A 19436-nucleotide genomic window follows, 5' to 3' on the forward strand; every position below is an offset into this window, starting at 1 on the left:
ACCCGACCTGCAGAAGAAGGTCGGGTTTTTGCTCTGTTTAGGAAATTTGATTAACAAGTTGGCTCAAAGCCTCGTTTACTGGTGTAGCTGGGCGACCAAGCAATTTTTCAAAATCATTGCTTTCCACTTCCAGTTCGCCTTCACGGATGCCTTGTTGAATGGCTACAAGGAATGGAAGAAGGAATTCGGGTACCCCTGCACCTTTCATAATCTCGGCATATGTTTCATCATCCACTTGCTGTACCGCTACTTCTTTGCCTAATACCGTTCCAAGCGCAGCTGCAAACTCTTCTTGTGTGAGAAGCTTACCGGAAAGTTCGTAGACGGTATTCTCGTGTCCGTTTCCTGCCAATACGATCGCCGCAGCTTCTGCATACTCCTGTTGCAGTGCCCAGCCGATTTTGCCTGTTCCTGCAGATGTCACCCAAGGCGCTCCAGCCATTACACCTTGTATGCTCGGAATTTCATTTTCCAGGTACCAGTTGTTTCGTAAAAATGAGTATGGAATACCGGTTTTCAATATAGCTTCCTCTGCCGCTTGATGAGGTGGAGCAAGGAACATCTTGCTGTCACGCGCATTTCCGATACTGGTGTACGCAATAAATTTCACTTGCGCACGCTCTGCAGCAGCTACCGCATTCGTATGCTGTCTGATTCTTGCTTCATTGTCCCCATCCGCAGAAATGATTAACAGACGGTCAATCCCCGCAAAAGCAGCATCCAATGTTTCCGGCTGGTCAAAATCCCCTTGGCGAACTTCTACTCCACGAGCACGCAACCCTTCCGCTTTCTCTGGATTACGAACACTGACAGCCAGTTGATCGGCAGGTACAGTCTCCAATAACGCCTCCACCACTTTGGAGCCTAATTTTCCTGTTGCACCGGTAACTAATAATTTCATTGTCTATTCCTCCCATATGTGTTGTAAAAATCTATCTGGTTTAAAAAACTCATTTTAGTTGTAATCAAATCGATTACATGTAATCATATTAATTACATTTAATGTTTTTGTCAATAAATATAGTATACTTACACTAAAGAGGTTACTGATTGTTGTGGTAACCATGCAAGGAAGGTGACTACTTATGTCCATCAGCAGCCGATTTGCTGTAGGAGTTCATATATTAACTCTGATTGATTTTAATAAAGACGGGGTAAGCTCGTCGGAGTATTTGGCTGGAAGTGTAAACACCAATCCAGCCCTCATAAGAAAAATTACAGGAATGCTAAAAAAAGCAGGGTTAGTGGAAGTACATCCTGGTATCGCGGGTGCAAAGCTTGCCAGGGAATTATCTGATATAACCTTGCTGGACGTCTACAAGGCGGTTGATGTCGTACCGGACAATGAATTGTTCAGTGTTCATGAAAACCCGAACCCTGCTTGTCCTGTAGGGAGGAATATCCAGAACACAATCGGTCCCTTATTCTCCGTTGCACAGACCGCATTGGAGAAGGCTCTAGGAAATGTGACCATTGAAGATGTCGTAAAAGATATTATCGAAAAAGAAAAATTGGAAAGTAAAGAATAAAAGACATCCTATCTCACGGATGTCTTTTTCGTGCTTTCCAGTCTATTCGGCAACGGACTAGCCCATCTGGCATACATTAAAGAAACAGCAGAAAAGGGAGTTGCGCCTACCATGCCTACAACCAATAATTCCTTTGAATACCTCCTCCGCACGCAATTTTCATTCACTGTCGACGACGCGAAATTGGACAGCATACTAAAGGCGATTGCGGAGCAGAAAATAAACATAAACGCCTATGCACAGCACAAAAATAGCAGCCAGAATCTTATCCGTTTGGTGGTTGGCAGCAGTGAGGCGGAGAATCCATCCGACCTTCAGGGCATTCGCCGAATACTCATGCCGCTCCGGTTAAAGACCCAGGAAAAACAAGTCATCCAAATCATTCGCCTTCGGGCTGGAAAAGCCGGACAAATTCAAGACATCTTTTCCTCACTTTGGTGCAAGGTCGAAGTGAAAGCCATCTATATAGGGGAAAAAACGAATGTCTATGTAGAAACCTCCAATCTCGACCAGCTGATTAGTATTCTGTCCAAAGAAGAAATCGAACCGTGTACGTAGACCTCTCTATTTTGACGAATGGTGGAGCCGGAAAGTTTCAGAGAATCTGCTTGGCCTAATATGTGCCAGCAGATTCTGCTGTTTTAGTCCAAGCACTCCTCGTCCCTTTTCAAACACTGTATGTAATGCAATGTCCAAAGGATTGCTAGTCTTATTACGGAAAATCGATGGATTCTCGATTCGGGTGGACACCACTTCCCCGCACTTCAGGCAAAAGGTATAAAACTTCTGCGAGCCTGCCGAGAATTTCTTATCCAACGGCCTGACTCCCATATAGTCGGTTCCTTGAGCGAATTCCGTGTTGCTGCCTTTCGGGCATTTGGTTTCGTTCATGGGGAATTCCTCCTTGATATTTGTATGAAAGTAATACGAATTTGGAGGGGAAAGGTTTTTCAGATAGCATTATTATGTCTCTTTCAAGCTGCCGCTCGTTGGGATGCAGGCGCTACAAACACTGCCCGCAAAAAAATGCACACACCCTTTAAGATGTGTGCATCCCCCTTTTACTTCCCGTACATCTCTTCCCATTCCTCACGAAGCACGCCAAGCTTAACCGAATCATAATATTCGCCATTATAGAAGCGCGCCTTCCGGATGCGAGCTTCTTCCTGCATGCCAAGTTTCAAACCGACCTGGATCATCCGCTTGTTCCCGGACCATGTTGTGTACCCCAGCCTTGGAATCTGCGGGAATACCCTGAACAGATGCGACGTCCAGAGCTTGATCGCCTCCGTGCCATATCCGCCGTTCCAGTGATTGGGAGAGTAGATTGTTATACCGATCTCCATCCATTTGGTGGGCTCGTATTCCCAGTAGTATGTGACGCTACCGATAATCTCGTCTTCGGCTATGATGAGCCACTGGCTGTCCTGACCCTTCTCGATTCTTTCGAGCATGACAGACTCAAACGCCTTAAAGTCCACCCGCTTCCACGGAAAATACGGCGCATCCCACTTCTTGAATTCCGGCTCTTCCTCTCCGTAGATGAGGTTCCAAAGCACCGGAAAATCCTCTACATCTATAGGTTTAAGATCTATCTTGATTCCTTTTACTACACTTGCGCTTACCGCCATTCTCTTCCACTCCATCTATGTTTATTATGATATGTTCGTTCCTTACGTTCCGCTTTTTCATCATCATAATCGCCTCCCAATAAATGTCTACTATCTAATTTCTACTTTTATTACCAATCTCCTTCTAAAGTCGTACGTTATTTCGTTCATCCGATGTTTGGCGCTTTTGTCTGATAAGGATATGATTAAAGGAAAAAGAGGTGTCTTCATGAGAAAACTAGTCTTAATTACCGGTGTCACAAAAGGGCTCGGCCGGGCAATGGTAGACCAATTTGATGAGGCTGGCTGGACGGTCATCGGGTGTGGCCGTTCGGAGAAGAAAATCAAGGAGTTGCAGGAACAATACAAAGGGAGGCATGCTTTTTGGACGGCTGACGTTTCCGATGACAAAAGTATCGCTGCCTGGGCCACTGAAGTCCATACTCGCTTCGGCTTTCCCAATCTCCTTATCAACAATGCCTCCATCGTCAATAGGATTGCCCCTGTCTGGGAGGTATCCCCTGAAGAGTTCGCTCAGGTCATGAGCATCAATGTGAACGGTTCTGTTAATGTGCTACGAGCATTCGTGCCAGGGATGCTACTTGAGGGCAGCGGAGTTATTTTGAACATAAGCTCCAGCTGGGGACGGTCTGCAGAAGCTGGACTTGCCCCATATTGCGCCTCCAAATTTGCCATCGAAGGACTTACGCAATCCTTGGCATCTGAGCTCCCTTTGGGCATGGCCGCCATCTCACTCGACCCGGGTGGCAGCATCTCCACCCCGATGCTCCATGCCTGCGGACCGGAATATGTGGATAGCTCGCCAACGCCGGAAGAATGGGCGAAGAGTGCAGTACCTTATATTTTGGGTCTTGGTGTAGAGGATAATGGGAAAGCGTTGACGTTTCCTTGTCGATGAAGGTTTTTTGGTAGCGGGAAGTGTTGAGTTGGTTTTGCTCGTCATAACCATGATGATGAGCTTTTCGACTGGGTGGAGTGGCCGTTTTGCTCATCATAACCCCGATGATGAGCTTTTCGACTGGGTAAGGAGCTGGTTTTGCTCGTCATAACCCCGATGATGAGCTTTTCGACTTGCTGGGGAGCTGGTTTTGCTCGTCATAACTCTCAAATGGTCACTACTCCCCTCCCAAAATATAATTCCGCAATTCCTCCGTCACCTTGGCAGACGTCTCATACACCCCGTCTCCCTCTATGTACATGAAGTAACTCTTCTCCCCCTCATCGCCCAGCCACAAATGGATGCCATGAGCCGGAAATCCGCCTTCGCTATCTGTCTTGTATTCCACCATTACATCATAGTCCGGGTTGGACAGTTCTCCATCCCCGCTCTGCAACCGTGCAGTCGTTATCGCTCTTTCCCAGAAATCCAGCGCATCCTTGTCACTGAAGGAATGGAGGAGATCCAGGTTCATGTCTCCCCGACCGTTTGATTCTGAAATATTTACTGCCTCGAGGGGCTCGTCCATGAGGACCATTGTTTCTCCGAAAGTGGACTGGCACCCAACCAGCAGAATCCATACCATTGCTGTAAACCATCTATTCATAAGAGTCACCTTTCTTTTTACACTGGTCACGGTCGCCGCTCCCAAGGCTCCAACACACCAACCAAACTTACTTCACGCCTACCAGCTACTGCCTCAATCACACCAATTGCAATCTCGTCATTCCTCAGCCAGCGAGAACCGTCACCCTCCAGCACAAACCCGAGCTGAACCTGATGATAGCTGCTACCAGCTGTAATACTTACACTCTCTTTCACTTCTCGTAAGTCCGCTTTACTCCCAAGCACATGAAAAAGCGACCATTCCCCACGTTGATTTCCAACAATTGAAATCACCTGCCCCAAAGCCTGTGGAGCATCCGAATGAATCCATGCCACCACCAACTCAATCGGACCGTTTTCCTCAACTGCCCGCTCCAGTCCAGCAGCAAACTGTATCTCATTCTTGTAATCTACCAACACCGGACTGATATGCCCGCTCCTGGCAGTTAGCCTCTGCATACGTTCAGCATCTCGACCAACGACCGAGATATGATATCCCTCTCCTGCAAGCCATAGTGAAACCTCTGAAAGCATTCCCGTCCCGCCAATCACCAGCGCATGCTTCCTCACTTTTTCACCTTTGCAAAAATGCAGGTATCCCGTAGGCTGCCATCTACACCACGGTCATCATTTCGCAAGATGCCTTCCAATGTATAGTTCAATCGCTCTGCCACCGCACGGCTTTTGACATTGTTCGGGTCGCAGCGGATTTCCACCCGGTTCGCTGCCAGTTCCTCGAATGCGAAGCGAGTAATCCCTTCGACCGCTTCGGTGATGTAGCCTTTACCACCCTGTCTCGTATCGATCCAGTAGCCGATCTCAAATTTAGGTACGTCCCAATTGATCCGGTGCAGGCCGGACGATGCGATGAATTCCCCTGTCTCTTTCAAGAATACTAGCAATCTCAGATCCTCTCTTTTCAGGAATTTCGCATGGCTCTCGCGGAGATTCGCCTCCACTCCATCAAGCGTCTGCTCGTAGTTTGCAAATGGCAGCCAGGGCTTCAGTTCCTCCAGGGATGCCGCAACCGCGTCAAACACAGCCTGCCCGTCCCCAGGCATCGGCATTCTGATCAGTAATCTATCTGTGGTAAATTCAGAAGGAAACTCTTTTAAAATAGGATTTGTCATTTTCCATTGCTCCTTGTATTTGAAATAAAAAATAAGCTTTGCACTATCGAAATAGTGCGAAGCCCGAATATGTAGATTATTTCTCCCAGATTTCGATCCATCTTCCATCTGGATCCGATATCCAGATGAATGTACCATACTCGCTCTTTTCAGGCCCCTTTAAAAGCGGGATTTCAAGCTTTTTGAAATGCTCCATCCACCCTTCAAAGTCCTCCACCTGGAAATTCAGCATGACAGATTGGTCCACCGGATAATAATCATTGTCCTCTTTGAACAAGGAAAAGATGGTGATGTTGTCCTCATCCGGCTTGATGATTGTGCCGTTCCATTCCTCCATCCCCATTCCGAGTGTTTCCTTGTACCAGTTTTTCAGTGCCACTATATCCTTCGATCTCCAGAATACGCCACCAAATCCTTTGATTTTCATTACACTTGCCCCCATATCGTCTAATACATACTCATATTCGATGTTTTTAGTCAGATTCCCTCTAAAAAAGAGGAACTCCTTTATGCCAGGAAGCTCCCCAAGAAACATCAAATCCTCTCCATATACGTCCCATCTTCATAGACCATATAGATGCCGACGGTTCCAGAGCCACCATTCTTCTGCATTTCTTTCGAGACGAGTTTAATCGTATAGAAGGATCCGGAATTGTCCGTTTCTAGCGTGCCTCCCATATCATCGAATTGGATGTCTTCATTTTCCTCAAGCTCCAATACATGCTTTAGATATTCGATGGCATCGGCGCTGGAGGCGATGTTCACGCTGCCTTCTGTTGTTTCGGATTCCGATTTGTCCGCTGGTTCCTCTTGTGATTCGGCCGGTTCCTCTTCCTCTGAACCGGCAGCTTCCTTAGCACTCTCTTCATCCTCTTTTTCTGTAGATGGAGCAGCCTCTTCCCCACCATTATCCTCTACGCCAGAAGCACCTGTTGCCTTATCGTTCTTCTCACTTGTTTCTGTTTCCCCGCAAGCCGCCAAACCGCTCACAAGCATCAACAAACATACCCCAATCAAAAATCCCTTCACTCTTCCTCCCCCCTTTGATAATCACTGCTCCTCATTAAATTCAATCAGATTCCGATCCGGGTCCATACAAAAGATCTGTTTGAAGCCGCTCTTGCTCTCCGGCTTCGCCTTGACCTCCAGTCCCTTTTCCTGCAAATACTTCAACGTCTCATCATAGCTTTTCACCCGAACGGCAAAATGGCCGTCCCGGCTGTCGAGCTTATTGCTTGTCCGCAAAGTTTCCGCCTCGCTATTCTGAATCAGGTGCAGCTGCGCCGTCCCCACCTGATACCATGCACCAGGAAAGTCAAAATCGGGACGCTCTAACTCCGGAAAGCCGAGGACTGTTCCGTAAAAGTGCTTGGACTTCTCAATATCCGTAACGCTTAGACTGACATGATGAAAGTTCTCCAGTTGAATCACAAGACCACTCCTTTATTTTTGTGTTGTGGACTATTATAGCATTTTTCCAGAATTTACTTAACCACTTGATATAAGGTCCGGTATCTTTTTGGGGTATGGCCGGTGAACTTCTTGAATAACTTCGTGAAATGACTTTGATCGTGAAAATTAAGCCAGGTATAGATCTCCGTCAGGGAATAGCTCGATAAGGTGAGCAGCTTGATTGCTTCCTCCACTTTTTCCTTTTGCATGTATTCACTCAATGACATTCCGACTTCTTTACGGAAAAGGGAGGATAGATAGTTCGGGTGCATGCCCGCGACTTCTGCCAGCCGGGAGAGGGTAATCTCCTCATAAAGGTGCTTATAGATGTAAGTCTGGCATGCCATGATCGGCTTGGAGTATCTGTTGAGATTGCTCTCATGAACCCGATCGGCGAAGGTGCATAGTGCACTGTTCAAGAGCGTTTTGACCTCACTTACATTCTTCAAGTCCTCTGCAGATTGGATGTACATATCACTCATCGTATAGGCAAGCTCCGGCTGTAGCCCTCCTTCCATGGCCGCACGAGTCGCAAGTGTAATAGCGGAGATGAATAGGTTCTTCTCGCTGCGTAATTGGCTTGATTTTGATAAGACACCAAGCTTTCCCTCGACCGGACTGTTTAGCTGCCTTAATATGTCTTCTTTCCTACCGTCCTGAACTGCCTGAAACAGTTTTTTCTCAAACATCACACTTGCATGGAAAGCGATCTCCTGCCTGCTTTTGGAAACATGCAGATCCACAGGCTCCTGCATGATATTTTCCATTTTTATCACTTCAAGCTGCTGGATCACTTCCGTTATATCAATCTTTTTATGATAGATAAGAAAATAGGCAAGAATCGCTACATGCAATAGCTGTACCTTACTGATTCGGGGGACTGTCCGGTAATAGGTTCTCAACTCTTTTTGCGGGATATCAAGCGCCAAATCATTATATAGTCCCGTAAATACATCCTCAGAGAGATCGGAATAAATGGAGGGCCCGATAACAAGATGCCCGGAATATTGGATTCCCCTCCCCACCTTGATTGTGATGACCTGCTCGAGAAAGCGGGTTGATTTCAATACAGGTACTTCAGGAGCATCTCCAAGTAAATGCAACAGCTGATGGATTGCCTTATTTTCCGCATAGACGGGGTTGAGAGAAAAATCCACTGGAAACTTATTTAGAACCTCCCCTTCCTTACTTATATAAAAGACCGGAATTTGAACAGTTTCATAGATTATCTTGCAGATAAACTCGGCATCTTCCATATCTCTGATCATCAAAACATCCATCATAATCCTCTCCTCTCTTTGAAAACGCTTCAAAAAAAGATTCATCCGCATTATTTCCATACCATTTTTATTAAAATTATACCAAAAATACAAAATGAAAACGGTTAAGATTCAAAATAATCAATAAATAATACTTCTAGGAGGAAAGACAATGACGAGAGATATTTCCTATTTACTGCAAGAGTTGACGTTGGAAGAAAAGGCGGGACTATGCTCCGGTTTGAACTTCTGGCACACCAAGCCTGTAGAAAGACTTGGCATCCCTTCCATCATGGTGACGGATGGCCCTCATGGATTGAGAAAGCAGCGCGAAGGTTCAGACAATCTTGGAATCTTTGACAGTGTTCCAGCCACTTGCTTTCCATCTGCGGCCGGCTTGGCAACATCGTGGAACCGCGAGCTTGTAAAACAGGTCGGTGTAGCGCTTGGCGAAGAATGCCAGGCCGAAGATGTAGCGATTCTGCTCGGACCGGGAGCGAACATTAAGCGCTCCCCACTCTGCGGCCGTAACTTCGAGTATTTTTCCGAGGATCCATTCCTGTCCTCGGAGCTTGCAGCAAACCATATTGAAGGGGTGCAAAGCCAAGGGGTCGGTACTTCCCTGAAGCACTTTGCGGCAAACAATCAGGAGCACCGCCGCATGTCCACCAATGTATTGGTCGATGAAAGAACCTTAAGGGAAATCTATCTTGCAAGCTTCGAGGGTGCTGTCAAAAAGTCTCAGCCCTGGACGGTGATGTGCTCCTACAACCAGGTGAATGGCGATTTTGCAGCGGAAAATAAATACTTACTGACAGACATTTTAAAAGAGGAATGGGGCCATACCGGATTTGTTGTATCCGACTGGGGCGCTGTTAACGAGCGTGCTGACGGATTGGCTGCAGGACTTGAGCTGGAGATGCCTTCAAGCAACGGGGAAGGCGACCGAAAGATTATCGATGCGGTCGAGAATGGATCTCTCCCAATGGAAGCGTTGGACCGAGCAGTGGAACGACTGTTGAAGATCATTTTCATGGCGGTGGACCACAAGAAAGAGAATGCAGCGTATGACCAGGAATCCCACCATCAGCTAGCAAGAAAAGTGGCTGCGGAAAGCATGGTCCTTCTGAAAAACGACGAACAGATTCTGCCTCTGAAAATGGAAGGGAAAATTGCGTTAATCGGGGAATTCGCGAAAAAGTCCCGTTACCAGGGCGGCGGAAGCTCTCACGTGAACCCGACCAAGCTGGACAGTGTCTATGAGGAAATGGAGAAACTTGCGGGCAATAAAGCAAGTCTGAACTATTCGCAAGGGTATCAACTGGATTCCGATGATATCAACCATGCCTTGATTGGCGAAGCCAAAGTGGCTGCTCAGAACGCCGATGTCGCCATATTATTCGTCGGTTTGCCAGATCGGTATGAATCCGAGGGCTATGACCGCACCCATTTGAACATCCCTGCCAACCATCAGGCTTTAATCGAGGCGGTTGCATCTGTTCAAGAAAATGTCATTGTCGTCCTCAGCAACGGATCACCAGTTGAAATGCCCTGGATCAGCCAGGTAAAAGCAGTATTGGAAGGCTACTTGGGTGGCCAAGCATTCGGTGGCGCTGTGGCAGACCTGCTATTTGGCGAAGTGAACCCGAGCGGAAAGCTTGCTGAAACATTCCCGGAACAATTAGGTCACAACCCTTCCTTCCTGAACTTCCCGGGTGAGGGAGATCAAGTCGAGTACAAGGAAGGCATTTTCGTCGGATACCGCTACTACGACACGAAGAAAATCCAGCCACTTTTCCCATTCGGCTATGGGTTGAGCTATACCACCTTTGACTATACGGACATTATGGTTGATAAGAAAGATTTTGCAGACACAGAGACCGTAAATGTTCATATCACCGTAAAAAACACCGGAAGTCGCGCAGGAAAAGAAATCGTTCAGGTCTATGTAAAGGATCTGGAAAGCACTGCTTTCAGACCGGAAAAAGAATTGAAAGGCTTTGAAAAGGTTGAACTGCAGCCAGGAGAAGAAAAAACGGTTGTGGTCAAACTAGACAAGCGCTCGTTCGCCTACTATGATGTGGCTCGAAAGGATTGGCATGTTGAAAGTGGGGAATTTGAAATCCTCGCCGGCAAATCATCCGAGGAGATCGTGCTTTCTGAAAAAGTGGTGGTTCACTGCACTTCTCCTAAGTTCACAAAAGTGGTAACGAGAAACACAATCGTTGGGGACATCATAGACGACCCTGTTCACGGACCTGTTATCCAGGCAGCCCTACAGGAAATGAATAAGAACAGCGGGTTGATGGAGGCGATGCAGGAAGGCCAATCGGAAATGATGATTGCGATGATGAAATATATGCCACTCCGCGCGCTCGTAAATTTCAATGAGCATTTTACAGAAGAAATGCTTCAGGAGATTCTTCAAAAGCTGAACAAAACAGAACTCGTAAACAATTAAAATGGGAAAAATGGGTTGCGGCCGGAATACGCAACCCATTCCTTCCATCTTTCTTGGATAAAATGAAAACGCTTTAACCATTATGGATCAGGGGAGGAATATTTCAAAATGAGTGCAATTCGAAAAACCGATCTACCTTATACTTCCGCTACAGGGGATACTGCTGCAACGAAAATCAGTTTCACAGAGAAATTCGGCTACGGTTTAGGTGACTTTTCCAGCAATCTCATTTTTACCGCCATTTCTTCATTTCTACTATTTTATTATACGGACATTGCCGGAGCTTCTGCAGCCGCAATCGGTACCATCATTCTCTTATCCAGGCTATTGGATGGCGTCACCGATATCGGGATGGGTGCCATTGTCGACAAAACGAAATCCAAGCACGGTAAGGCCCGTCCTTGGCTCTTATGGATGGCCATTCCTTATACCATTTCTGGAATCCTTTTGTTTACAGTACCAGACCTTGGTCCTGTCGGAATGCTAGTGTATATCACGATCACCTACAACCTGATTCATATCATTTATACGGCCATCAATATTCCTTATGGCGTCCTTAATTCCCTTATCACGCAGGATCAGTATCAGCGCTCTTCCTTGAATATCTATCGTATGTTTATGGCGCTTTCCGCCGCAATCACCATCATCTTTTTCACGCTTCCACTCGTCAATGCTTTTGGCGGCGGAAAACAGGGCTGGATTATCACGTTCTCCATCTTCAGTGTTTTATCAGCTATTTTATTTCTTATTACCTTTTTTACAACGAAAGAAAGAGTGAAACCAGCCCAGCATGACAAAACACAAACTGTACCTTTGAAAATCGGACTGAAGGCCCTTTTCCGGAACAAATACTGGGCTTTGATGGTAGCATTCATGCTTATCACCTTTACCGGCTCCGGCATCGCGGGCGGACTGGGCATCTATTATGCGCAGTATATCCTGAATAATCCAAACCTTGTCGGCCCACTCGGTTTGGCCGGTCTCTTCCCGATGCTGTTCGGATTATTGTTCATCTCACCGTTAATTAAGAAATTCGGCAAAAGAAACTCCATTATCGCAGGCCTTGTTCTAGGATTAGTCGGTACGGTCATTATTGTAATCGATCCAAGCAGCTTCAGCCTCGTCCTGATCGGATCAATTATCCGTGGTATCGGTGGTGTTCCACTGGTCGGATCCATCTGGGCGATGCTTGCGGACACGATTGAATACGGTGAATACAAATCCGGCGTCCGTACAGAAGGTCTTGTTTACAGTGCTGGCAGCTTTGGAACCAAAGTAGGCATGGGCCTCGGCGCTGCCATAATGGGTTGGACACTCTCTTTTGGAGGTTATGTCGGCGGTATCGCTGAGCAATCCGACTCTGCAACGGCCACCATCCTATTCCTGTTTGTCTATGTACCGGTCATCATTACCGCCATCCAGCTGATCATCCTCTACTTCTATAAGCTGGATAAGGAGTATCCTAAGATTTTAAAGAAGCTGCAGAACAGAGCATAATGATAGTTAACGGTCCAACTAGGTTATTGTTGGGCTGTTTCTATTTAATGTGTCAATATGGCTTTTGATTCCTTTACTCAGAAAATTCCTGTTACGAAACTTCCATGAATTTTTTCTTCATATTCTGGAAGTGAATCTAAAAATGAATATGGTCGAAGCACAGGGACGGATCTCAATCTCCTCAATCACTAAAATATCTCTTATTCATAAAGTACTGTCCATGTGCTTTCAGACATCTTTTTACGTTACGTTTATAGACGGTATAATCTTATGTGGAAACCTAACTTCCTTTAATATGAAAACTTATGTTTATACGTTGAGAAAGGAATTATTGCCTCTATTTTGCACTGCATCTTCATAATTTCTTAATTACACAAAAATATTGTAAAAGTGAAGAGACGGGAGCAAAAGAAACTTCACTGATCTTTCCTAATAATCGAGGTCTACGGATGTACGAATAACCCATTGTGCATCGTAGAGCCTAATGATATTTAATCAAAATGGAAAATGAAGAGCTCCCATTCAAAAAAAGGCATCTCTTTTTCGATGCCTTTTTAAAAAAACTGATGTACCCTATACTGAACGAAAATCTATTCGAAGCCAAAGACCCGTCCCTATACTTCCTTTAAAAACGATTTCTCCGCTTCCGTAAAAACGCCGGAATTTTTAAATTTTCCTCTGGCTGCTTTGGTTCATCCTCCGGAACCAGTTTGGTATGGCTTATCGGATTATTTTTCACTGGGTGTTCTTTTTGGTAGGTATCAGGATTAGTACCCTCTTCCACTGCTGGCTGGAAAGAAGGTTGTGGTGTTGGGGCCTCTTTCACCGTGAATCCAGTGGCGATGATCGTTACGATGATTTCTTCTTTTATGTTTTCGTTAATGACCGAACCAAAAATCATGTTTAATTCTTCGTGAGAAGCGGAAGCAACGATACTGGCTGCCTCCTGTACTTCAAAAAGACTTAAATTGTGGCCGCCGGTGATGTTCATGATGACACCATGCGCTCCATTGATGGACGTTTCCAGTAGCGGACTGTTTAAGGCTTTCTGCGCAGCAGCTGCAGCACGTCCGTTCCCTTTAGCCATACCAATACCCATTAAGGCCGTTCCTTTGTGGGACATGACCGTTTTTACATCCGCGAAATCAAGGTTGATCAATCCTGGGACCGCAATTAAATCGGATATTCCTTGAACACCCTGTCGAAGAACGTTATCTGCTTCACGGAAGGCTTCCACCATAGGTGTTTTCCGATCAACAATCTCCAACAACCGGTCATTTGGGATGATAATCAAGGTGTCTACTGCTTTCCCCATTTCGGTTATTCCCTCTGCAGCATTGGCTGCACGCTTAGGGCCTTCAAACTTAAATGGACGTGTTACCACTCCAATTGTCAAGGCACCAAGGCTACGGGCGATTTCCGCAATGGCTGGCGCCGCCCCTGTGCCTGTCCCCCCGCCCATTCCGGCTGTTACGAAAACCATGTCTGCCCCTCTTAACACTTCTTCGATCTGTTTTTTACTTTCCTCCAACGCTCTTTTCCCTATTTCAGGATTTGCACCTGCTCCTAACCCTCTTGTCAATGACCCACCGATTTGTAACGAAATTTCTGCTTTTGATTGATGGAGCGCTTGTGCGTCTGTATTTACGGCAATAAATTCTACTCCCTTCACACCGTCCTCAATCATACGGTTCACGGCGTTGTTCCCTCCACCGCCAACTCCGATTACTTTTACCGTGGCAAATTGGTCTATCGTAGTATCAAACTCCAACGTGATTCTCCCTCCCCCTTCATACATATTGCCTCGATTTCAAACTAATCAAGATTGCCCGTAGTACTTCTTTATATTATTCGAAGATTCTATCAATTTTTGGATGGTTTAGTAGAATAATAAGCAGGATATTTTGGTCCCTCCTGATTAAAGAGGCGTTGCTGGACCAGGGATTGGGCTGGAGGAATGATGTGTGAGCCAATTTTCATCCATTTATTATACTTGTCTAATCACTAGTAAATTACCTAGCATATTTTATAGTAAACCATGAAAGGAGGGGAACTAAATGTCAAATGATAAAAAACGCCGAGATGAAGTAGCAGGTATTTTTGAAAATGGAAAAGTAATTTTTGATGTGGATAAAGTAATTATCCGTGCAGACGAAATAGTAGTTATTAAAAAGGATGATCACAAAAGACGTGGAAATGATAATGTAGCTGGGGCATCAGAAGATGAAAGAGATGATAAAAGAAGACGTTCTTGGATTTAACCTCTAATTCATAACAGTTCTAGGAAACAATCTCCTTTATGAAGAACAGATGCCTATTTCCTCGTTCAACAAGCTGGATAAAGAGTATCCGGAGAATTTAAAAAAGCTGCAGAACAGAGCTTAATGATAGTTTACAGTCCAACTAGATTATGTTGGGCTGTTTCTATTTAATGTGGCATTATGGCTTTTTATTCCTTTACTCGGGTTATAACGTATCTCCTGTCATTATCATCCTGTAACGGTACAATCTCAGTTCATCACCTTTCCCCCTAAACATAATTTATTAGACAACTAAAAAGGATTTTTAAATCCCCTGAATAATAAGTAATTGATGCGAAATAATAAGGAGGAAAACGGATGATAGAATATGAGATTCTACAAAATACCTCTCCAACACTGGATGAATACATTCACTTATGTACAATTGTCGGATGGAAAGAATATATGAATTTTGATGTTGCGGAGTCATCACTTCGAAACTCCCTCTATTCGGTTGTTGTGAAGAACGAGAGCGAAATCATTGGAATGGGTAGGATTGTAGGGGATGGTGCCATCTATTTCTACGTTCAGGATATAGTGGTTCATCCTGATTACCAAGGATGCGGTATAGGCAAAGCGATTATGAACGCTCTAATGGATTACATAGATGAATATGCTCCAATTAAGGCATTTATTGGACTATTCGCTTCAGAAGGTAAAGGAGATTTTTATGAAAAATATGATTTTAAAAATTATGCTCCCAATATGACAGGAATGTTCAAAGTAAAATAACGCTTGGGATACCATCTCCCAAGCGTTTCCTCCATCACTTCGGCAGCACCCTCCTCCCCGTCACCAACTCGATACTCCTCATAAAAAACCAAGTAAACCCAGCATAAAACCCTAGCAACGGCCGTTTGAACGACGCCGGTTTATTACCTTCAAAGTAGAAATGACCAATCCACGATAAAAGATAATGCAGCACCGTCAAACAGATCGTCACGTAAAGATTGATAAACAAAAAAATCCAAGCCAAAAAAGCAAAAAGGAACGCGAAGTAATGCAACACTTGGTTCCACTTATTGCTGTGCGCCTTTTGATAGTTGATCAGATCACATCGAATCCGCTCCCTCATCCCTTACTACGCCTCCAATTTCCCTTCGTTAAAATGGATCTGTTTTGACGGCAGCAGCACCGTGATAAACAGTACCATAGCCAGCACCACCCCAGCAAAACTGAAGACCATGCACGCAGTTTGGATCGTAAACCAATCGGCCGCTACACCAAGTATCAAGGTCAACACAATCTGTACGATCGCCTGCAGCATTTCAGCCAAGCTGCCGAACCTCCCCATGATCTCCACAGGTACACACTGTTGAAAAAACGTTGCGTACCCTGCATTTGCGAAAGCCATGAAAAATCCGAGAAATACAAAAGCCAAAGTGGCCGTCCAGAAGCTGAAAGATGCATAGAACAAGAGATACCCGACGCTCGTAAAAAGCATCCCCCCTCCGATGTAAACCCGAAGCGGCACCCTGTTCGCCACCATCGCAGCAACCGCCGCACCTGCCAATGCCCCAAGTCCCGTCAGACTCACAATCAATCCGTAATCCTGATCAGTCAGCAACAGATGCTGCTTGATGAACGTAACCTCCTGGGAATCGAGCGCAAATCCAGTCAGCATCGCCCCCTGGAATAAAAGATACACGACCATGAAGTAGGTGGCTCCTTGCGCAAACCGTTTTACAATACGCCAGTCTCCCACAAGCATGCTCCAGGTGACACGTTCCCGCTTTTCTTTTACCACCTCATCGACATCCGGCAATAGGTAGATGAAGAACGCACATACCAAAAATGTTGCCGAGTTGATGAAAATGCAAAGCTCCGTTCCTACTAGCATGATAAGCACCCCAGCAATTGCAGGTCCCAACAGAAAGGCACCGGAGCTCGTCATGCTCATCAGTGAGTTGAACCGTTTTCTGTCTGAGGCAGGAATCAGTTTCGTTATGTACACGGAAGAGCTTGGGCCAAAAAATGCACCAGCTATATTAATCAGCAATAGTAGAAAATAGATGACCCACAAGGATCCGATGAAAGGAATCAGGAAGACGAGGAGCCCCCGCACTACATCCACCCCGATCATCAGCTTCCTTTTATTCACCCGGTCGATGACACTCCCAGCCCATGTATTCGTAATAAGAATCGCAATCGGCCGGATTACATAAAGTCCGGCAACCGCAGCCGCCGAACCGGTCAGATCAAGTATTGATAGATTGATAGCGATGAGGTAGATCCAGTTCCCAAGATAAGAGACACCGATCCCCGCAAGCAGCAGAAAAGGGTACTTCCAGTTTTTCATCTACTCACCTGCTCTGGCTTTTTCGTAGTCTTCCCTCAAAAGACCATAATAAGTAAGGTCGATATATCGTCCGAAGCGCTTCGCATGCTGTCTCCAGGTTCCTTCATGCGTCATGCCGAGCTTCTCCATGATGCGCCAAGAGCCAGGATTATCGCTGTATGCCCCGGCAAAAATCTTGTTCAGCTTGAGTTCTTTAAAGCCATATTCCGTCACCGCCTGAGCAGCCTCTGTTCCAAAGCCCTTGCCCCAATATGGTCGGCCAACCCAATACCCAAGCTCGCCGCGTTCATAGGCCGGAGTCAGGTTGATATTGATCAGTCCTATCAAGCTATCACTCTCTTTTTCCACCATTGCAAATAACACAAGGTTTTCCTTCTTGCTGAACACCTCAACGAAATCCTTTCCTCCGCCTTCCGGATAAGGAGACGGAACATTCAACGTTGTCTTAGCAAGCTCATAATCGCTTGCCAGTTCCTCTATCCGTGCAGCGTCGTCTATATGTACAGGTCTCAGAATAAGTCGTTTCGTCTCAAGAGTTGCCATGATTAATTCTCTCCTTTTTTCATCACGTTCCATTTTGGCTCCAAATCTATTACGCTTGCACCTTCCATTTCCGAAAATGCTACACTAAGGCTTTCCCGCATTTCGCTCAAAAATGTAACAGCGGATTCCTCATTTGGTTTTCCGCTCAAATACAGCCTGCCACCCGATTCACTATTTTCTAGCCACTCCTGCTTGAAAACCTCCCCCTCATACAACGTGACCGTTATGGAACGATACGTTTTCCCCTGGTTATTTTCAAGAAAAATGGTGTCATGAACATACTCCATAAAATGCTGATAGGCTTGTCTACTCTCCCAAAATCCGAGAATCACCGCTTCACCACTCTCGCCCCAGCCACCAAACTGTCCAAGGAAACCTTCCACCTCAGCCAGATGGTCCCACTCCTCCTGGGCTTTCGAGAATGCAGATCTCTTCTCTTCCTCTACCTCACACCAGATGTATTTGACCAGCACACCAATCACTCCGTTCTACTCCACCTTGTATATGACAGGATCATCCTTTTTCACAAACGGCCCGATTCCATAAAAAATTCCCAATCCCAGCGCAATGATGATTATAATGGATATAACCATAATTTCTAATTGACTCTTCTTCTCCTTGGCCTTTACCTTCTCACGATACAACGACTGAACGCTTTTCTTCTTATCACTAAGCTTCATCGTGACTCCTTTCAGCCAGAAATGATTGAATATTAAAAAATGTAACATAATAGAATGGTATTTTCACTAGAAAATGTAAAATATAGGTGTTTAAATTATAGTTGGGTAATTGGAATAGTGGAAGGCGAGTTTTTTCCGAAGAGATATAGTTACTCCCAACCCATCACCCACCAACACTCCGCCGATACATCTCCAAAAACCGCTCCGCCACATTGGACAGATAATACTTCTTCATCCAGGCAATTCCATACTGGGACACGAGCTCCCCATCCTCCATCAGATAGGTATGAACGTCTGTTTTCGAAAATACGTGCATCGCGTTCTCCGGTACCAATGTTGCGCCGAACCCTTGCTGCACGAGTCTTGATAGAAGTGTCAGGTCAGAGCAGCCACAGACAATATTGGGCGTCAGTCCGTGCTTGGCAAAGGCCTGAACGGAGAAGTCATATAGTCCCTGTCCTTTTGTGCTTGGCAAAATAAGCGGCACCCCAGCAATAGTAGAGAGTGTTACCTCACCGGTCCATGCTTCGCTTATTACAAAATAGAATGGCTCGTTCTTCAGCATGATGCTAGCAAACTCCTCGGAATGCACAGGAAAGCGAATAACAGCCAGATCTATTACCCTTTCCCTCAAAAGCTGAAAAAGCTGACCTGATTCATTTTGATGGATTTCATAGGTAACGGCGGGGTATTGCTCCCGGAATTCGAATAGAAGCTGTGACAGAGATGTTTCGGAGAGGGTGTTGACGCCGAACTTCAACGCTCCCTTCAGACCTTGTCCCACCTCTTTCACTTCTTCCATGCTTTCTTCCATCAGCTTGGTGATCTGTAAGGCATGATGGTAGAGTTTCTCCCCTGCTTCTGTGAGATGGAGCTTTTTGCCCTCTCTGTAGACAAGTGCAACACCAAGATTCTCTTCCATCTGCTTGAGCTGCTGGCTCAGCGGCGGCTGGGACATATGCAGTTTTCTGGCCGCCTGTGATATGTTTTTTTCTTCCGCGATAACAGTGAAATAGCGCAGCTGCCGGATATCCATTGTTCTCCCCCCGAATCATATGTTTTACCTATGATTTCTCAACAAAACAAATATCATACATATAGTTTTACATATG

24 protein-coding genes are annotated in these 19436 nt (G+C 45.6%); 7 read left to right on the forward strand and 17 right to left on the reverse strand.

Annotated features, from left to right (window positions below; all coding sequences use genetic code 11):
* Nucleotides 1-37: 37 nt before the first annotated feature.
* Nucleotides 38-901, reverse strand: coding sequence for an SDR family oxidoreductase (locus tag ABN702_RS18055; RefSeq protein ID WP_417898137.1), 864 nt, complete (start codon nt 899-901; stop codon nt 38-40).
* Nucleotides 902-1085: 184 nt separating this feature from the next.
* Between ABN702_RS18055 and ABN702_RS18060 the strand changes: the two genes are divergently transcribed.
* Entirely contained in the window at nt 1086-1529 is a 444-nt protein-coding gene (locus tag ABN702_RS18060; RefSeq protein WP_386640253.1) for an Rrf2 family transcriptional regulator, read from the forward strand.
* A gap of 30 nt (nt 1530-1559) precedes the next feature.
* On the forward strand, nt 1560-2087 hold the full coding sequence (locus tag ABN702_RS18065; RefSeq protein WP_417898138.1) for a hypothetical protein: 528 nt from the start codon (nt 1560-1562) through the stop codon (nt 2085-2087).
* A gap of 6 nt (nt 2088-2093) precedes the next feature.
* Here the strand turns inward: ABN702_RS18065 and ABN702_RS18070 are convergent, their stop codons facing one another.
* Both ABN702_RS18070 and ABN702_RS18075 read right to left on the reverse strand, forming a co-directional pair.
* Nucleotides 2094-2420, reverse strand: a complete 327-nt coding sequence (locus ABN702_RS18070; protein WP_417898139.1) for a hypothetical protein — start codon at nt 2418-2420, stop codon at nt 2094-2096.
* 170 nt (nt 2421-2590) lie between these two features.
* A complete protein-coding gene (locus ABN702_RS18075) occupies nt 2591-3160 on the reverse strand; it encodes a GNAT family N-acetyltransferase (protein WP_417898140.1) in 570 nt (189 codons plus the stop codon).
* Nucleotides 3161-3341: 181 nt separating this feature from the next.
* Here ABN702_RS18075 and ABN702_RS18080 point away from each other — a divergent pair, with 181 nt between their 5' ends.
* Nucleotides 3342-4058 carry an SDR family oxidoreductase gene (locus ABN702_RS18080; protein ID WP_417900959.1) on the forward strand — a complete coding sequence of 239 codons (717 nt, stop codon included), beginning with the start codon at nt 3342-3344 and terminating at the stop codon, nt 4056-4058.
* 217 nt (nt 4059-4275) lie between these two features.
* On the opposite strand, the gene ABN702_RS18085 is transcribed toward ABN702_RS18080, so the two are convergent.
* From ABN702_RS18085 to ABN702_RS18115, 7 genes are all read right to left on the reverse strand, one after another.
* Complete coding sequence (locus tag ABN702_RS18085) at nt 4276-4704, reverse strand: hypothetical protein (protein ID WP_417898141.1); 429 nt, start codon at nt 4702-4704, stop codon at nt 4276-4278.
* Nucleotides 4705-4730: 26 nt separating this feature from the next.
* Entirely contained in the window at nt 4731-5273 is a 543-nt protein-coding gene (locus ABN702_RS18090) for a short-chain dehydrogenase (protein ID WP_417898142.1), read from the reverse strand.
* The gene (locus ABN702_RS18095; RefSeq protein WP_417898143.1) at nt 5270-5833 is read right to left on the reverse strand and encodes a GNAT family N-acetyltransferase; all 564 of its coding nucleotides are present in this window, start codon (nt 5831-5833) and stop codon (nt 5270-5272) included. Before ABN702_RS18095 ends, ABN702_RS18090 begins: the two co-directional genes overlap by 4 nt.
* A 76-nt stretch (nt 5834-5909) precedes the next feature.
* Entirely contained in the window at nt 5910-6260 is a 351-nt protein-coding gene (locus tag ABN702_RS18100; protein WP_417900960.1) for a VOC family protein, read from the reverse strand.
* Between the two features lie 107 nt (nt 6261-6367).
* A complete protein-coding gene (locus tag ABN702_RS18105; protein ID WP_417898144.1) occupies nt 6368-6862 on the reverse strand; it encodes a hypothetical protein in 495 nt (164 codons plus the stop codon).
* 21 nt (nt 6863-6883) lie between these two features.
* Nucleotides 6884-7264, reverse strand: coding sequence for a VOC family protein (locus ABN702_RS18110; protein ID WP_417898145.1), 381 nt, complete (start codon nt 7262-7264; stop codon nt 6884-6886).
* 53 nt (nt 7265-7317) lie between these two features.
* Nucleotides 7318-8568, reverse strand: a complete 1251-nt coding sequence (locus ABN702_RS18115) for a helix-turn-helix domain-containing protein (RefSeq protein WP_417898146.1) — start codon at nt 8566-8568, stop codon at nt 7318-7320.
* Nucleotides 8569-8716: 148 nt separating this feature from the next.
* On the opposite strand from ABN702_RS18115, the gene ABN702_RS18120 reads away from it, so the two are divergent.
* Together ABN702_RS18120 and ABN702_RS18125 are read left to right on the forward strand one after the other, a co-directional pair.
* A complete protein-coding gene (locus tag ABN702_RS18120; protein ID WP_417898147.1) occupies nt 8717-11005 on the forward strand; it encodes a beta-glucosidase family protein in 2289 nt (762 codons plus the stop codon).
* 108 nt (nt 11006-11113) lie between these two features.
* On the forward strand, nt 11114-12502 hold the full coding sequence (locus tag ABN702_RS18125) for an MFS transporter (protein ID WP_417898148.1): 1389 nt from the start codon (nt 11114-11116) through the stop codon (nt 12500-12502).
* A 625-nt stretch (nt 12503-13127) separates the two neighbouring features.
* Here the strand turns inward: ABN702_RS18125 and ftsZ are convergent.
* On the reverse strand, nt 13128-14300 hold the full coding sequence (ftsZ, locus tag ABN702_RS18130) for a cell division protein FtsZ (RefSeq protein ID WP_417898149.1): 1173 nt from the start codon (nt 14298-14300) through the stop codon (nt 13128-13130).
* A 259-nt stretch (nt 14301-14559) separates the two neighbouring features.
* Here ftsZ and ABN702_RS18135 point away from each other — a divergent pair, with 259 nt between their 5' ends.
* Nucleotides 14560-14763 carry a hypothetical protein gene (locus tag ABN702_RS18135; RefSeq protein WP_417898150.1) on the forward strand — a complete coding sequence of 68 codons (204 nt, stop codon included), beginning with the start codon at nt 14560-14562 and terminating at the stop codon, nt 14761-14763.
* 357 nt (nt 14764-15120) lie between these two features.
* A complete protein-coding gene (locus ABN702_RS18140; RefSeq protein ID WP_417898151.1) occupies nt 15121-15534 on the forward strand; it encodes a GNAT family N-acetyltransferase in 414 nt (137 codons plus the stop codon).
* 34 nt (nt 15535-15568) lie between these two features.
* Here ABN702_RS18140 and ABN702_RS18145 read toward each other — a convergent pair whose 3' ends face one another.
* From ABN702_RS18145 to ABN702_RS18170, 6 genes are all read right to left on the reverse strand, one after another.
* Nucleotides 15569-15877 carry a DUF962 domain-containing protein gene (locus ABN702_RS18145; protein WP_417898152.1) on the reverse strand — a complete coding sequence of 103 codons (309 nt, stop codon included), beginning with the start codon at nt 15875-15877 and terminating at the stop codon, nt 15569-15571.
* A 6-nt stretch (nt 15878-15883) separates the two neighbouring features.
* Nucleotides 15884-17101, reverse strand: a complete 1218-nt coding sequence (locus ABN702_RS18150; protein WP_417898153.1) for an MFS transporter — start codon at nt 17099-17101, stop codon at nt 15884-15886.
* Nucleotides 17102-17644 carry a GNAT family N-acetyltransferase gene (locus tag ABN702_RS18155; RefSeq protein WP_417898154.1) on the reverse strand — a complete coding sequence of 181 codons (543 nt, stop codon included), beginning with the start codon at nt 17642-17644 and terminating at the stop codon, nt 17102-17104. It lies immediately after the preceding gene.
* Between the two features lie 2 nt (nt 17645-17646).
* Nucleotides 17647-18126: a YdbC family protein gene (locus ABN702_RS18160; RefSeq protein ID WP_417898155.1), complete on the reverse strand. Its 480-nt coding sequence runs from the start codon at nt 18124-18126 to the stop codon at nt 17647-17649.
* Between the two features lie 6 nt (nt 18127-18132).
* Nucleotides 18133-18324: a hypothetical protein gene (locus tag ABN702_RS18165; RefSeq protein ID WP_386645063.1), complete on the reverse strand. Its 192-nt coding sequence runs from the start codon at nt 18322-18324 to the stop codon at nt 18133-18135.
* A gap of 163 nt (nt 18325-18487) precedes the next feature.
* On the reverse strand, nt 18488-19360 hold the full coding sequence (locus tag ABN702_RS18170) for a LysR family transcriptional regulator (protein WP_417898156.1): 873 nt from the start codon (nt 19358-19360) through the stop codon (nt 18488-18490).
* Nucleotides 19361-19436: the final 76 nt, after the last annotated feature.

Origin of the sequence: Bacillus haimaensis, from assembly GCF_048270625.1 — a bacterium.
GTDB classification, from domain to species: Bacteria; Bacillota; Bacilli; order Bacillales; family Bacillaceae_I; genus Sutcliffiella_A; species Sutcliffiella_A haimaensis.

What these genes read in the sequence shown, in the direction of transcription:
- ABN702_RS18055 (WP_417898137.1), bottom strand. Translation starts at nt 901, where the DNA reads ATGAAATTATTAGTTACCGGTGCAACAGGAAAATTAGGCTCCAAAGTG.
- ABN702_RS18070 (WP_417898139.1), bottom strand. Translation starts at nt 2,420, where the DNA reads ATGAACGAAACCAAATGCCCGAAAGGCAGCAACACGGAATTCGCTCAA.
- ABN702_RS18170 (WP_417898156.1), bottom strand. Translation starts at nt 19,360, where the DNA reads ATGGATATCCGGCAGCTGCGCTATTTCACTGTTATCGCGGAAGAAAAA.
- ABN702_RS18100 (WP_417900960.1), bottom strand. Translation starts at nt 6,260, where the DNA reads ATGAAAATCAAAGGATTTGGTGGCGTATTCTGGAGATCGAAGGATATA.
- ABN702_RS18140 (WP_417898151.1), top strand. Translation starts at nt 15,121, where the DNA reads ATGATAGAATATGAGATTCTACAAAATACCTCTCCAACACTGGATGAA.
- ftsZ (WP_417898149.1), bottom strand. Translation starts at nt 14,300, where the DNA reads ATGTATGAAGGGGGAGGGAGAATCACGTTGGAGTTTGATACTACGATA.
- ABN702_RS18165 (WP_386645063.1), bottom strand. Translation starts at nt 18,324, where the DNA reads ATGAAGCTTAGTGATAAGAAGAAAAGCGTTCAGTCGTTGTATCGTGAG.
- ABN702_RS18145 (WP_417898152.1), bottom strand. Translation starts at nt 15,877, where the DNA reads ATGAGGGAGCGGATTCGATGTGATCTGATCAACTATCAAAAGGCGCAC.
- ABN702_RS18120 (WP_417898147.1), top strand. Translation starts at nt 8,717, where the DNA reads ATGACGAGAGATATTTCCTATTTACTGCAAGAGTTGACGTTGGAAGAA.
- ABN702_RS18155 (WP_417898154.1), bottom strand. Translation starts at nt 17,644, where the DNA reads ATGGCAACTCTTGAGACGAAACGACTTATTCTGAGACCTGTACATATA.
- ABN702_RS18060 (WP_386640253.1), top strand. Translation starts at nt 1,086, where the DNA reads ATGTCCATCAGCAGCCGATTTGCTGTAGGAGTTCATATATTAACTCTG.
- ABN702_RS18135 (WP_417898150.1), top strand. Translation starts at nt 14,560, where the DNA reads ATGTCAAATGATAAAAAACGCCGAGATGAAGTAGCAGGTATTTTTGAA.
- ABN702_RS18150 (WP_417898153.1), bottom strand. Translation starts at nt 17,101, where the DNA reads ATGAAAAACTGGAAGTACCCTTTTCTGCTGCTTGCGGGGATCGGTGTC.
- ABN702_RS18085 (WP_417898141.1), bottom strand. Translation starts at nt 4,704, where the DNA reads ATGAATAGATGGTTTACAGCAATGGTATGGATTCTGCTGGTTGGGTGC.
- ABN702_RS18095 (WP_417898143.1), bottom strand. Translation starts at nt 5,833, where the DNA reads ATGACAAATCCTATTTTAAAAGAGTTTCCTTCTGAATTTACCACAGAT.
- ABN702_RS18080 (WP_417900959.1), top strand. Translation starts at nt 3,342, where the DNA reads ATGATTAAAGGAAAAAGAGGTGTCTTCATGAGAAAACTAGTCTTAATT.
- ABN702_RS18075 (WP_417898140.1), bottom strand. Translation starts at nt 3,160, where the DNA reads ATGGCGGTAAGCGCAAGTGTAGTAAAAGGAATCAAGATAGATCTTAAA.
- ABN702_RS18125 (WP_417898148.1), top strand. Translation starts at nt 11,114, where the DNA reads ATGAGTGCAATTCGAAAAACCGATCTACCTTATACTTCCGCTACAGGG.
- ABN702_RS18115 (WP_417898146.1), bottom strand. Translation starts at nt 8,568, where the DNA reads ATGATGGATGTTTTGATGATCAGAGATATGGAAGATGCCGAGTTTATC.